Source organism: Pseudomonas sp. ANT_J28, assembly GCF_008370005.1.
Classification (GTDB): domain Bacteria; phylum Pseudomonadota; class Gammaproteobacteria; order Pseudomonadales; family Pseudomonadaceae; genus Aquipseudomonas; species Aquipseudomonas frigoris.
This window is the reverse complement of sequence record NZ_VOBM01000002.1, coordinates 69377-82786: the sequence shown is the minus strand read 5'-3', so window position 1 is coordinate 82786 and position 13410 is coordinate 69377. Positions and strand designations below refer to the sequence as shown.

Sequence of the window (13410 nt, the reverse complement as noted above, 5' to 3'; positions counted from 1 at the left end):
ATGCGAAATCTGGAACCCGCAGTCCGGCAACCGTGCTCGACAAATAATTTCCGATACAGGCCGTCGCCTGCCCGATAAAAACCCGTCGCCTGAAGGAATTAGATGGGTTGTCCGTGTTCAATACGAGTCTGGAGTATTCCCGGCAACCCACCACAGGTTGCCGGGAAGGCTCCTGCGCGCAACAAAAGATGGACGACCGGACTGGCGCCGCTCCCACTCAGCAGCAACACTCATCCCCACGGACAATCAGAGGGTTCCCACATGCTATGGAAAAAAGGCCGACGCAGCGACAACGTGGTCGATGCCCGTGGTGATGATTCTGGCGGCGGCGGTGGTGGGATGCGCTTCGGTGGCGGCAAGGGCCTGAGCCTGACGGCAATTATCTTGATCGTCGGGATCGGCTGGATCACCGGCCAGGACCCGATGCAAATCCTCGGGCAACTGACCGGGCAAGTGAGCGAGCAATCGGCACCGGCCCCGACTCAAACCCGCAAGGCACCGCCGGCCACTGATGAAGGAGCCGAGTTCGTGCGCTCGATCCTCGGCGATACCGAAGACACTTGGGGTCAGATTTTCCAGCAGGCGGGTCGTCAATATAAGAACCCGACCCTGGTGCTGTTCAGCAACCGCATCAATTCGGCCTGTGGCCTGGCGACATCGGCGACCGGCCCGTTCTATTGCCCGGAGGACCAGAAGGTCTACCTGGACATGAGTTTCTTCCAGGAAATGTCCCAACGTTTTTCCGCTGCTGGCGACTTCGCTCAGGCCTACGTGATCGCTCACGAAGTCGGACACCATGTGCAGACCTTGCTCGGCGTTTCGGCGAAAATTCAGACCGCCCGCCAACAGGGCCGGCAGATGGAAGGCGACAGTGGTTTGCTGGTGCGCCAGGAACTGCAGGCCGATTGCCTGGCCGGAGTCTGGGCCAATAATGCGCAGAAACGGCTGAACTGGCTGGAACCCGGTGACATCGAAGAAGCCTTGAACGCCGCCAATGCCATCGGCGATGACCGCTTGCAACAGCAAGGTCAGGGTCGCGTGGTGCCGGATTCGTTTACTCATGGTACGTCGGCGCAAAGGGTGCGCTGGTTCAAAACCGGATTTGCGCAAGGCCAGGTCGGCCAGTGCGATACCTTTGCAGCGAAAAACCTATAAATGAATAAGTGGCTGTTAGCTCTACTGATCACCTGCGCAAGCGCCCAGGCTGCCGAGCATGCGGTCAAGGAGGTCAGCCCCGGACGCCTGCTGCTGACTGCAGGTGAAATCGCGGTGGGCATCGGCCCGGCCCCGAAAAAAATCGAACGCGTGCTGATCATCATCCATGGTCGATTGCGCAATGCCGACACCTATCGCCAGAGCGCCGAGCGCGCGGCCGAACAGGCCGGGCAAAGCGCGACCACCTTGGTGCTCGCCCCGCAATTTCTCAATGAAACCGACATCGCGGCCCATCCCGTGGCTGACAGCGTATTGCGCTGGCAGGGTAATGACTGGATGGCGGGCGGTTTATCCACCGCTCCGTTTTCCCTGAGCTCCTACGCGGCGCTCGACGAAATCATCGCCCGAATCGGCGATCGAAAACAGTTTCCGGACGTGAAGCAAATTGTCATCGCCGGTCACTCCGGTGGCGCTCAGGTGGTGCAGCGATACGCGTTGCTGGGCCACGATCAGCCCGCGCTCAAGGCGGCCGACATACAGGTGCGTTACGTCATTGCCAACCCGTCGTCTTATGCGTACTTCGATGAGCGACGGCCGGCGGCGTTCAGCCATGCCGGTTGCCCGAATTTCAATCGCTGGAAGTACGGGCTGACGGATTTACCCGCCTATGCCGAAGGGCAACCCGCCAAGCAGTTGGAGGAAAACTACGTCAAACGCGATGTCGTTTATCTACTCGGGCTGAAGGACAGCGACCCGAAGCAGCCGGCGCTGGATAAAAGCTGTGAGGCCCAAGCTCAGGGAGCCAATCGATTGGCTCGCGGGCGTAATTATTTTGCTTATCTGAAGCGGCTGCATCCTCAGGGTTTGAATCAGCAGCTAATTGAAGTGCCAGGGGTCGGACATGACGGGGATGGGATGCTGACTTCGCCTGAGGGGCAGAAGGCGTTGTTCGGTCAGTGAGTTTTTATGGTGGCTGGCAGGGCCCCTTCGCGAGCAAGTCGAATCGTCGCACCGCCGCTCCCACATTCGATCTGCGTCGGATGCAAATTTTGCATTTCATGGAGATAAAGTGTGGGAGCGGGCTTGCTCGCGAAAGCGTTCGAACAGGCAGCCAATCTCTCAAGCCGAAAGCATCTGCCGCAACACCACACAATCCGCCGCATGCCAATCCGTTAACTCAGGCCAGGGATTATCCGGCAGGTTCACCAACACCGTCCGCGTCCCTGCCGCCCGACCGCAATCCAGATCAAAGCGGTAGTCACCGACCATCACCATCTCACTGGCCGGGACATTCCAGGCATTGGCCAACTTCAGCAAACCACCGGGATGCGGTTTTGGCGGTGCTTCATCACGGCCCAGCACATCTTCCACCGCGAAGCAGTCGGCCAGGCCGATCGCTTCCAGCGTCACGTGCGCCAGTTCGCGAGCATTGCGCGTAAGAATGCCCAGGCGATAACCGCGCCCGGCCAGCTCACGCACCAACTCTACCGCGCCCGGAGCCGCTTTCGAACCGAGCGCCAGGTCCCGTTCGTGTTCCAGCAACCACGCATGTTTGGCGGCGGCTTCATCGGCCGGCAGCGCGGCGAGGTGGGTCAGGATGTCGTCTTCGGCTGGAATGGCCAACGCCACGCGGATCGCCGCGAAGTCATGCACGGCCACCGTCAGGGTGCCGTCCATGTCGAACACCCAGTGCCGCACCTCGGCCAGGCTCATGCCCAATCCTTGCGGTGGCGAATCAGGCCTTCCTGCGTGACCGAAGCCACCAATTGCCCGGCGCGGTTGAACACGCTGCCGCGGGAGAAGCCGCGCGAGTTGCCCGCCCAAGGACTGTCCATCGCATACAGCAACCAATCATCGGCCCGTAGATCCTGATGGAACCACAGCGCGTGATCGAGACTGGCAACCTGCATGTCTTTCTGCCAGACCGATTTGCCATGGGGCTGCATCGACGTGGTCAACAAACCGAAGTCCGAGGCGTACGCCAGCAAGTATTTATGCAGTGCCGGAGAATCGGCCAAGGCCCCGTCGGCGCGAAACCAGACGTATTTGATCGGATCGGACGGTTGCGGGTTGTAGGGATCTTTCTCGGTGATCGGTCGGAATTCAATCGGTTTCGGGCACAGCAGCTTTTCGCGCATGTGCTCGGGAATCAGGTGCGCCCGCTGCTGAGCAAGTTCCAGCTCTGACGGCAGGTTTTCCGGGCCGACTACGGTGGGCATCTCGGACTGATGCTGGAAGCCTTCTTCGTCGTACTGGAACGACGCACTGCAAGTGAAAATCGGATTGCCCTTCTGGATCGCCGTCACCCGGCGCGTGCTGAAACTGCCACCGTCGCGTACCCGATCAACCTGATAAACCACGGGCAGCGCGGAATCGCCGGGACGCAGGAAATAACCGTGCATCGAATGCACGTGGCGCGCCTCTTCGACCGTCTGACTGGCCGCCGACAGGGACTGACCGATCACCTGACCGCCGAACAGCTGACGAAAACCCAGGTCCTGGCTGCGGCCACGGAACAGGTTTTCTTCGATTGGTTCCAGGGTCAGCAGGTCAACCAGATCATCCAACACTTGGCTCATTCAGACTCTCCTCACACAACGCATGCCGCGCAGTCTTGGCTGCGACGGTCGATTCAATTTCTGGCCAGGGCCCATGGGAGCCATTGTAAACGTCCGTGCCGGCTTATCCATGCAAGGTTTGCAGCCATTGTTCACGGGTGATGCGGTACAGCGCATGGTGACGCAGGGGATGATCGGCCGCGAGCATCGGGTGGTCGAAATCATCGGCTGAATCATGATGCATGCCGATGGCCTGCATGACTTTCTGCGACGGCATGTTGGTTTCGGTGGTGAAGGACACGACTTCTTTCAGCGCCAACCGGTCAAACCCGCAGCGCAGAACGGTCCACGCCGCCTCACTGGCGTAGCCAAGGCCCCAGTGCTCACGGGCCAGGCGCCAGCCGATCTCGGTGGCCGGGGTAAAACGCGCGTCGAAGCCGACCTCTGCGAGCCCGGTAAAACCGATAAATGCCCCGGTGTCCTTGCGCTCCAGCGCCCAGAGACCGAAGCCATGTTCGGCAAAATGGCCGCGAATCCGTCCGATAAGCGAAGCACTTTCCAGACGACTTAAAGGCGCCGGAAAATATCGCATCACCTGTGAATCGGCGCACATCGCCGCAAACTCCGGTAAATCCTCATCGCGCCACTGCCGCAACAGCAGTCGCGCGCTCTCGAGTTCCAGTATCGGTTCCATCGTGCCCCCCCGTTCCCATGCCGCAAGTCTACATCGCTGGTAGGATCCTTCACTCATTCCTACCTACCGTCCTGTATAAATCAGCCATGCCCCTGCCCCTGATCTACCACGAAGACTACAGTCCCGAGTTCCCGGCGGATCACCGCTTCCCCATGGACAAGTTTCGCCTGCTGCGCGATCACCTGGTGGACAGCGGACTGACCCGGGACGCTGACCTGCTGCGCCCCGACCTCTGCCCACCAGAGATTCTCGCGCTCGCACATGACCCTGCGTATATCGAACGCTACATGGGCGGCGAGTTGTCCCGCGAAGACCAGCGGCGCCTCGGCCTGCCGTGGAGCGAAGCCCTGGCCCGGCGCACAGTACGTGCGGTTGGCGGCTCGCTGCTGGCGGCCGAGCAGGCGCTGGAACATGGTTTGGCCTGTCACTTGGCCGGCGGCACCCATCACGCGCATTACGACCATCCTGCCGGGTTCTGCATCTTCAATGACCTGGCGGTGATCAGTCATTTCCTGCTGGAAAGCGGCCGTGTGAACCGGGTGCTGATCTTCGACTGCGATGTGCATCAGGGCGACGGGACAGCACGGATTCTGCACAACACCCCGGAAGCGGTGACCGTTTCCCTGCACTGCGAGAAGAACTTTCCTGCACGCAAAGCCGAAAGTGACTGGGACATTCCACTGCCCAAGGGCATGGGCGATGCCGATTACCTGAAGGTGGTGGACGATGCGCTCAATTATTTGCTGCCGCTCTACCAACCTGACCTGGTGTTGTACGACGCCGGTGTCGATGTGCATAAAGATGACGCGCTCGGCTACCTGAAACTGACAGACGAAGGCGTTGCCGCTAGGGATGAAAGCGTGATGCGTCATTGCCTGGGCCGGGATATTCCGGTGGTCGGGGTGATCGGCGGCGGCTACAGCAAGGACCGCAAGGCGTTGGCGCGCCGTCATGGAATCCTCCATCACAGTGCGCAACGGGTCTGGCAGTCATCAGGTTGTCATTGAGGTGTGAGTCTTTACCCACAATGCCTGTGGAACTGCCTGTGGATAACCTGAGTGAAAGGTCCTACAGGCCATGCTGCATATAGCCTGTAAAAGGGTGGTTGTTTTTTAACCAGCCATTTGAAACGACACAGTTCCAATGTGGGAGCGGGCTTGCTCGCGAAAGCGGTATCAGTCGACATCAATGTTGCATGTTAAATCGCTTTCGCGAGCAAGCCCGCTCCCACATAGATCTGTGCTGGTAGAATGCGCGGCTTATTCCGCCATACCGCAGCGCTTCCCATGACCCAATCTTCCGTCACTCACTCCCCCCACGTCGCCATCATCGGCGGCGGCCCCGCCGGGTTGATGGCGGCCGAAGTGCTGAGCCAGGCCGGGATTAAGGTCGACCTGTACGACGGCATGCCTTCGGTGGGGCGAAAATTCCTGCTGGCCGGTGTGGGTGGCATGAACATCACCCATTCCGAAGCCTACCCGGCATTTCTCTCACGCTACGCCGAACGCGCGCCGCAGATTGCGCCACTGTTGCGCGGTTTCGGGGCCGAAGCCTTGTGCCAATGGATTCATGACTTGGGCATCGAAACCTTTGTCGGCAGCTCCGGGCGAGTCTTTCCTACAGACATGAAAGCCGCCCCCCTGTTGCGCGCCTGGCTCAAACGTCTGCGAGACAGCGGCGTCGTTATCCACACCCGTCACCGCTGGCTCGGCTGGGATGAAACCGGTGGATTACGTATCGACAGCCCCGAGGGCGAAAAAACCGTCAAATCTGACGCAACCTTGCTGGCCCTCGGCGGCGGCAGCTGGTCGCGCCTCGGCTCGGACGGCGCCTGGATGCTGCCACTGGAACAACACGGCGTAGGACTCGCGCCGCTGCAACCGAGTAATTGCGGCTTCGATGTGCAGGCCTGGAGCGAGTTGATGGTCAGCAAATTCGCCGGCGCACCGCTGAAAAACATCGCCATTGGCCTCAATGACGACGTGCCGCGGCTCGGGGAATGTGTGATCACGGCAACCGGGATTGAAGGCAGTTTGATCTACGCCTTGTCGGCGCCGATCCGCGAAGCCATCAATCAGCACGCCTCGGCGACCATTCACCTGGACCTGTTGCCGGGCAAGCCTGTGGATAAGGTTCAGGCTGCGCTGAGCAAACCACGCGGTTCACGCTCAATGTCGAAGCACCTGCACAGTCAGCTCGGCATTGATGGCGTGAAAGCGGCGTTGCTGCGCGAACTCACTCCGGCCGAAAGCTTCGCTGATCCGGCGCTGCTGGCCAAAGCGATCAAGGCGCTTCCACTGTCACTGGTGAAAACCCGCCCACTGGACGAGGCCATCAGCAGCGCCGGTGGTGTGATGTTCGAAGCGATGGATGAGCGTTTGATGCTCAAGCAACTGCCTGGCGTCTTCTGCGCGGGGGAAATGCTCGATTGGGAAGCGCCGACGGGTGGCTATCTGCTGACCACGTGTTTCGCCAGTGGGCGCGCGGCGGGGTTGGGGATGGTGGAGTGGTTGAAGCGCAAGGACTGAGGACTGAGGCGCGGCCATCGCGAGCAAGTCGGATCGCCGCACCGCCGCTCCCACATTCGACCGAGTTCTTCCAGAAAGAATGCAGTTAATGTGGGAGCGGCGGTGCGGCGATCCGACTTGCTCGCGAAGGCGGCCTAACAGACGTCGCGTGTTTTCAAGGCTTCTTCTTACGCGGCCCGGTATTAAACACCGGCACCTTGCGCACAGGCTTGATCGAAGGCTCCGGCGCCGAAGCATCCCCACTCTCAACCCATTTACCCAGATTGCGTTTACCGCCACTGGAGGTCTTCGGCTTCTTCGGTTTTTTCGGCTTCTTGACGACCTGACCGCTGGCATCGGTATCCGGCACCCGGTGCTCAGGCTCGAAGTCATGTTCCATCTGACGAGGCAATGTCTGACGGGTCAACGTCTCGATGGCCGACAGCAGATTCACTTCATCGGCGCAGACCAGCGAAATCGCCTGCCCGGATGCACCCGCGCGTCCGGTACGACCGATCCGGTGGATGTAGTCCTCAGCCACGATCGGCAGGTCGAAGTTGACCACCAATGGCAAATCTTCGATATCCAGACCACGGGCCGCAACGTCGGTGGCCACAAGAATCTGCACTTCACTGGCCTTGAAACGGTCCAGTGCACGCTGGCGGGTTGCCTGAGGTTTGTCGCCGTGGATGCCGTCGGCATTGATGCCCAGGCCCTGAAGCTTTTCCACCAGTGCGTCTACGCCGTTGCGGGTCTTGGCGAACACCAGCACCTGCTTCCACTTACCCTTGCGCAGCAAATGGATGAACAGTTCCGGCTTGCGCTTCTTGTCGACCGTCACCACCCATTGCTTGACGGTGTTGGCGGCCACGTTGCGCGGGCTGACTTCGATGCTCAGTGGATCGTTGAGCATTTGTCCGGCCAGCAAGCGGATTGCGTCGGAGAAGGTCGCGGAGAACAACAGCGTCTGACGTTGCTTAGGCAGCACGCGGTAGATATTCCCCAGTTCCTCGGAGAAACCCAGATCAAGCATGCGATCGGCTTCGTCCAGAATCAGGGTTTGCAGCTGATTGAACTTGAGGGCCTTCTGGCGATACAGGTCGAGCAAACGACCCGGCGTCGCCACCAGCACGTCAACACCCTTGCGCAGCTTCATCATTTGCGGGTTGATGCTGACGCCGCCGTACACCGCGTAAGTGCTCAACGGCAGGTTCTCGGCGTACTGACGCACGGCTTCGTGAACCTGTTCGGCCAATTCGCGGGTCGGCACCAGGATCAGTGCGCGCACCGAGTTAGACGCCACTTTCGGCCCTTCCATGGCCAGCAATTGCAGGAGCGGCAGCGCGAAGCCGGCGGTCTTGCCAGTCCCGGTCTGGGCGGCGGCCATCAGGTCACGACCGGCCAGCACCGCCGGAATGGCTTGCGCCTGAACCGGCGTCGGGGTCTGGTAGCCGAGCGTCTCTAGAGAGCGCAGCAAGGGTTCGATCAGGCCAAGGGTGGCGAAAGTCATGGGATTACCGTAGGAAAATTCAGCGCGGGTTTTTCAAAACAAGTGTGCAAAACAAGATGCAATGGCGCGCAGTTTACCCTAATTCACGCTCGATTCTGTCTGCACCACGGCAGCAGGTCGTTCCGGAGCTCGGCGCCACTGCGGCAATCCGATCAACACCACGGCGCTGATGATCACCGCCATGGCCAATGCTTCCTCGATACCGATGGTCTCGCCGACAAACACGATCCCCAGCAACACCGCCACCGCCGGGTTGACGTAGGCATAACTGGTGGCCGCCGCCGGCCGCACGTTTTTCAACAGATACATATAAGCGTTGAAAGCGATGATCGAGCCGAAGAAAGTCAGGTAGGCCAGGGCCGCCCAGCCTTCGATCGGCGGCATGGCTTCCAGATGCTCACCACTCAGCGCACTGCCGATCAGCAGCGCTACACCGCCGACCAACATTTCTACGGCACTGGCCATCGCGCCTTGGGGCAGCGGCAAGTGTTTGCTCCACACCGAACCGAATGCCCAGGAAGCTGCCGCGAATATCAGCAATGCGGCGCCCAACGGACTCGATTGCAGGTTGGAACCGAGGTTGAGCATGGCAATGCCGATCAGCCCGAGCACAATCCCGGCCCATTCGAGACGGGTATTACGCGCGCCCCAGAAATATCCGCAGAGCAAGGTAAACAGCGGCACCGTCGCCACCGCCAACGCAGCCACACCCGAGGCGACACCCATGTGCTCGGCCACGCTTACCCCGCCGTTACCGCACGCCAGCAGCAAAATCCCGATGATCCCGGCGGCTTTCCACTGCGCCCAGGTCGGTGCCGGCGCCCCGCGCCAACGCAGGAACGCGTACATCAACGTCCCGGCGATCACGAAGCGGATACCGGCGAGCAACAACGGCGGCCAGTACTCCACGCCGATGCGAATCACCAGGTAAGTCGAGCCCCAAATCACGTACAACGCGAAAAAGGCAGCGATCAACGGTAAGGGAAAACGACGTAAGCCAGGCATGGGGCAGCTCGTAGGCAAGACAAGTGAACAGCTATTCTAGAAAGGCCAGCGGCGTAAAATAAGTTACAAAACCTGTTTATAGCGCCGGTACACTTTTCAAAACACGGAGATCATCGCTATAAACCGTGTTTTCGAAAGTCAGTCATTTTTCAGGAGTCCGACGATGGACAAATACGACCGCATGCTCCTCAGCGCCCTGTTGGAAAACGGTCGTGCGTCCTACGCCGACCTGGCGCGCAAGGTCAACCTGTCCGCCCCCGCCGTGGCTGAGCGCGTGGCCAAACTGGAAGCCTGCGGGGTGATCACCGGTTACCAGGCGAAAGTCGACATGGCCAAGCTTGGCTTGCCGATCCAGTGCGTGATCGAACTGCGTTTGAACCAGCACGGTAATCAGAAGGCCTACGACGACCTGATCAAAATCCCGCAACTGACCGAGTGCCACCGGGTGACGGGCGATCCGTGCGTGATCATGCAAGCGGCCGTGGGTTCGATGCCGGAGCTGGAAGCGTTGATCAACCGGATCGCCAAATTCGGGTTCAGCAAGACGTCGATTGTGTTGTCGAGCGCGATAGAGAAGCGTGTGCCGTTGGGGCAGTTGGAGGGGAGTGAGAAGACGATCTAATGGTGCCGAAGATCCAAAGTGGGAGCGGGCTTGCTCGCGAAGGCGGTGTGTCAGTCAACATCAATGCTGAATGATAAATCGCTTTCGCGAGCAAGCCCGCTCCCACAGGGGATTTGCGGTGTGTCAGTTAAAACCCGCGATGGCGCTTCAGATGTTCATTGATCTTCGCCGCCGGCACTTTCTGCAAGCTGACGAGCAGATCATGCGACAACTCCCGCAACCCATGCTTCTGCCGCAACTCCTGGGCCAAATGCGCCGTCAGATTGGCCGCCAGCGATCCGTTAAACGCCTCTGTAACTTGCAGACAACACACCAGGCATATCCCGCAGGCGAACCCAAGATTCTTTCCGCCAATGCAGCAGCCGCAGCGTTCCGCCCGCCCACTCCATCGCCCGCATATGCGGCGCCTGAGTCGAAACGGGCCCCGCCTCCTCCCGCAACATCGGCACCACATGGTGGGTCAACCAACGTCGCAAATGGCGGTTTTCCGGGCAGTAGTGATAAACCAGCATCGCGTATACGCCGGACTCACTCAGCATCAATGTCTCTTGCGAATCTTCGCCATCAGCCAAACACAACATCCGCCGCTGATCCGCATCGAGCTTGATCGCTTGTCTGCCGTTTATGTCCACACCCATTAACCGGCCTATATCACGGGCACAGAACCAGGGTTCCGCGTGCAGTAAAAGTGCGCGCAGTTGGATGTGGTGACGGATGAATGTTTTGGGGGCGAAATAAGCTGCGCATGCAGCTGTTTGCGGTAATGAGGACTGATCTAAATCTTCAGGGGGATTGGGGGTAACTTTGATCATGGCGAATCTCCTGAGAAAGTGGGAGCTGCCAGCATCACTTGCAGATGATGGGTGGCAGCTATGCGCGGGTCTGCAAGACCGAGTAGGAGACCACCCCGGCAGACCCGAAGGTCTCCCGCACACAGCTACCATAAATCGATGGTCGCTCATTAAAGCGACGCGATTATAGGTGCGCCGGTGGTCTCATAACAAACTGTCGGCGGGCTTGCAGACCCGGTCGCTGAATTGGCAGCGACGCTGGAGAGGTTATCGATGCCACAGGTACGGGGCAAGACGGACAAATTCCTAATATTGGGTAGGAGCGATCGTCACATCAGAGTCATCGTTAAACACCCTATAAACCTGCATCGCGAGCGCGTGCCGTCGGGGGATGTGAAAGGAAAAATGGTTCTTCTGTAGGAGCTGTCAGGGTGTTCGGGGGTGCGGTGTTTTCAGAGCCCGCGATGGCGCTTCAGGTGCTCATTGATCTTCGCCGCCGGCACTTTCTGCAGGCTGACCAGCAGATCATGGGACAACTCGCGCAACCCATGCTTCTGCCGCAGTTCCTGTGCCAGGTGCGCGGTCAGATTGGCCGCCATCTCGGCATCGGCCATGGCCCGGTGAGCTTTACCGGTGTGGGGCAGGTTGGCGAACGTGGTAAGCGTGCCGAGTTTGTGGTTCGGCGCGGCGGGCATCAAACGGCGGGCGAGGAGCAGCGAACAGGCGAAGTTCTGCAAGCGTGTGCGTTTGATCCGCCCCAGCTCAAAGTCCCAGAACTTCTGGTCGAACGCGGCGTTGTGGGCCAGCAGCGGTGTGATGCCGACGAATTCGTTGACCTCATTCATCACCTGCTCCGCCGAGGGCGCGGTGCGCAGCATGGCGTTGCTGATGCCAGTGAGTTGTTCGATGAAGGCCGGGACGCGCACGCCGGCATTCATCAGGCTTTGGTAACGCTCGACGATGCGCCCCTGTTCAAGGATCACCACGGCAATTTCCGTGGCCCGGCAGCTGCTGCTCGGGGAGATCCCGGTGGTTTCAAAGTCGATGACTGCTATGCGTTCCAAACCTGTTTCAACTCCAAAAAAAATCAATTCTTGAGCAGCAACGCGCCTTCGATCGGCACGTAGCGGCTGGCGGCGCGGATCAGCGAGTTGGCCGTCAGGCCCGGCACGCCGTAAGCCACTGCTTGCACCCCGTGCTTGGTGATGATGCGCTCCAGCAGCATGTCGAAATCACCGTCACCGGAGGCCAGCACCACTTCGTCGACATGATCGGCGGCGTCCATGATGTCGAGGGTGATGCCCACGTCCCAGTCGCCCTTGGCCGAGCCATCGCTGCGCTGGATGTAGGGCTTGAGCTTTACGATGAAACCGAGGTTGCGCAGGATCTGCTGGAATTGCTGTTGTTTGCTGTCGCCACGATCAATGGCGTAGGCATAGGCCTCGACGATCTCGCCCTGTTTGCTGATATCAGCCCACAGCGCGGCATAGTTGAAATGGCAACCATAGGCCTGACGCACGGTGTAATAGAGGTTTTGGACATCGGCGAACACTGCGATTTTTTTCACCGGTCATCCTCGTTGGCGCGCCGGAGCGCGGGCAGGATCAGGCACCAGGCCCGAAAAGTTGCCCAGTATGCCAGCCTGAAGGATTGTTCCGCGAATAATCGGTCCGGAGCGCCATAGCGCTCCGGACGAATGGCGTATCAGACGAAGGAATCGTCGTCGCCGCCGAAGAACGATGAGCTGTCATCGCTGTAGTCGGCGTCGGTAAAGCCGCCCTGATCATTGGCGTTGTCAGCTACGCGCTGATCCTCGCCCCAGCCCTTGTCACCGCTCTGATCGTTGACCTGCGCCGGTTCTTCCTTGATCACTTCAACCACTTCCGGCTGCTGATTGTGATGGAACAGGCTGCTGATGCCTTGCGCCAGCATCACACCACCAGCCACCCCGGCGGCGGTTTTCAGCGCCCCCCCGAGGAAACTGCTGCCGGCCGGCTGTTGCGGGGCGTAATTCTGCTGAGGCGGTGCTGCACCGAAGTTCTGTTGTGGCGGCTGCGAGTTGAACGACGGCCGCGCCGGTTCACGCCAGCCGCCACCGCTCGATGCGGGAGGGCTTTGGGTGGGTGTCGGCTGCGGATCACGGGAGCTGCCGCCGAAGATGCTCGACAGAAAACCACCGCTGCTCGGGGCCGGTGCAGCCGTCTGAGCCTTGGCCGATTGCAGTTCGGCCTGCAACTGCTGGACTTGTTGGGCGAGCTGTTTGTTCTGTTCATCGAGGCTTTTGATGGCGGCCTCTTGCACCAGAATCGCCTGGGTCATGAAATAGCCCGCCGCGGGCTGGCGAGTCAGGTGTTCCTTGATCCGCGCCTCGGCCTGGGCGTCGCGCGGGGCTGAATCCGTTTCGGCCTGTTGCAGCCGGGAAAACAGTCCATCGATCAGGGTTTGTTCTTCGCTGTTCATGGCGACCTCGTAGATTGCCGGGAATATCGTCGCCCTTATCCACTGTGGATAAGGTGCCCATCCGTAATGGAGGCTGATACAGGATGTTTCAATGGTCTTTACCGAACG

General features: G+C 59.8%; 14 protein-coding genes and 1 pseudogene. 5 read left to right on the top strand and 10 right to left on the bottom strand.

Annotated elements, in window-relative coordinates:
- Positions 1 to 261 precede the first annotated feature (261 nt).
- Together FQ187_RS01420 and FQ187_RS01415 are read left to right on the top strand one after the other, a co-directional pair.
- A complete protein-coding gene (locus tag FQ187_RS01420; RefSeq protein WP_149628131.1) occupies positions 262 to 1155 on the top strand; it encodes a neutral zinc metallopeptidase in 894 nt (297 codons plus the stop codon).
- Positions 1156 to 2115, top strand: a complete 960-nt coding sequence (locus FQ187_RS01415; RefSeq protein WP_149628130.1) for an alpha/beta fold hydrolase — start codon at positions 1156 to 1158, stop codon at positions 2113 to 2115.
- Between the two features lie 159 nt (positions 2116 to 2274).
- Here the strand turns inward: FQ187_RS01415 and FQ187_RS01410 are convergent, their stop codons facing one another.
- The 3 genes from FQ187_RS01410 to FQ187_RS01400 form a co-directional block, all read right to left on the bottom strand.
- Positions 2275 to 2868 (bottom strand): HAD family hydrolase, encoded by a 594-nt coding sequence (locus FQ187_RS01410; RefSeq protein WP_149628129.1) that lies wholly within the window; start codon positions 2866 to 2868, stop codon positions 2275 to 2277.
- On the bottom strand, positions 2865 to 3734 hold the full coding sequence (gene tesB, locus FQ187_RS01405; protein ID WP_129441008.1) for an acyl-CoA thioesterase II: 870 nt from the start codon (positions 3732 to 3734) through the stop codon (positions 2865 to 2867). Before tesB ends, FQ187_RS01410 begins: the two co-directional genes overlap by 4 nt.
- A gap of 103 nt (positions 3735 to 3837) precedes the next feature.
- Positions 3838 to 4407, bottom strand: a complete 570-nt coding sequence (locus tag FQ187_RS01400) for a GNAT family N-acetyltransferase (protein ID WP_149628128.1) — start codon at positions 4405 to 4407, stop codon at positions 3838 to 3840.
- Between the two features lie 86 nt (positions 4408 to 4493).
- Here FQ187_RS01400 and FQ187_RS01395 point away from each other — a divergent pair, with 86 nt between their 5' ends.
- Both FQ187_RS01395 and FQ187_RS01390 read left to right on the top strand, forming a co-directional pair.
- Positions 4494 to 5414 (top strand): histone deacetylase, encoded by a 921-nt coding sequence (locus FQ187_RS01395; protein ID WP_033054220.1) that lies wholly within the window; start codon positions 4494 to 4496, stop codon positions 5412 to 5414.
- A 279-nt stretch (positions 5415 to 5693) separates the two neighbouring features.
- Positions 5694 to 6935, top strand: coding sequence for a TIGR03862 family flavoprotein (locus FQ187_RS01390; RefSeq protein ID WP_178122658.1), 1242 nt, complete (start codon positions 5694 to 5696; stop codon positions 6933 to 6935).
- A gap of 154 nt (positions 6936 to 7089) precedes the next feature.
- On the opposite strand, the gene FQ187_RS01385 is transcribed toward FQ187_RS01390, so the two are convergent.
- Together FQ187_RS01385 and yedA are read right to left on the bottom strand one after the other, a co-directional pair.
- Complete coding sequence (locus FQ187_RS01385; RefSeq protein WP_129441001.1) at positions 7090 to 8424, bottom strand: DEAD/DEAH box helicase; 1335 nt, start codon at positions 8422 to 8424, stop codon at positions 7090 to 7092.
- Between the two features lie 78 nt (positions 8425 to 8502).
- Complete coding sequence (yedA, locus tag FQ187_RS01380; RefSeq protein WP_149628126.1) at positions 8503 to 9429, bottom strand: drug/metabolite exporter YedA; 927 nt, start codon at positions 9427 to 9429, stop codon at positions 8503 to 8505.
- 163 nt (positions 9430 to 9592) lie between these two features.
- On the opposite strand from yedA, the gene FQ187_RS01375 reads away from it, so the two are divergent.
- The gene (locus tag FQ187_RS01375) at positions 9593 to 10051 is read left to right on the top strand and encodes an Lrp/AsnC family transcriptional regulator (protein WP_149628125.1); all 459 of its coding nucleotides are present in this window, start codon (positions 9593 to 9595) and stop codon (positions 10049 to 10051) included.
- 127 nt (positions 10052 to 10178) lie between these two features.
- Here the strand turns inward: FQ187_RS01375 and FQ187_RS01370 are convergent.
- The 5 genes and pseudogenes from FQ187_RS01370 to FQ187_RS01350 form a co-directional block, all read right to left on the bottom strand.
- Positions 10179 to 10334: pseudogene (locus tag FQ187_RS01370) on the bottom strand (3'-5' exonuclease); the annotation flags it as partial.
- The gene (locus FQ187_RS01365; RefSeq protein ID WP_149628124.1) at positions 10333 to 10863 is read right to left on the bottom strand and encodes a Bro-N domain-containing protein; all 531 of its coding nucleotides are present in this window, start codon (positions 10861 to 10863) and stop codon (positions 10333 to 10335) included. The pseudogene FQ187_RS01370 and the gene FQ187_RS01365, both read right to left, overlap by 2 nt.
- Before the next feature lie 431 nt (positions 10864 to 11294).
- Positions 11295 to 11906, bottom strand: coding sequence for a PolC-type DNA polymerase III (locus FQ187_RS01360; protein ID WP_149628123.1), 612 nt, complete (start codon positions 11904 to 11906; stop codon positions 11295 to 11297).
- A gap of 23 nt (positions 11907 to 11929) precedes the next feature.
- Positions 11930 to 12409, bottom strand: coding sequence for an NYN domain-containing protein (locus FQ187_RS01355; protein WP_010467410.1), 480 nt, complete (start codon positions 12407 to 12409; stop codon positions 11930 to 11932).
- A gap of 137 nt (positions 12410 to 12546) precedes the next feature.
- Complete coding sequence (locus FQ187_RS01350; RefSeq protein WP_149628122.1) at positions 12547 to 13302, bottom strand: DUF2076 domain-containing protein; 756 nt, start codon at positions 13300 to 13302, stop codon at positions 12547 to 12549.
- Positions 13303 to 13410 lie beyond the last annotated feature (108 nt).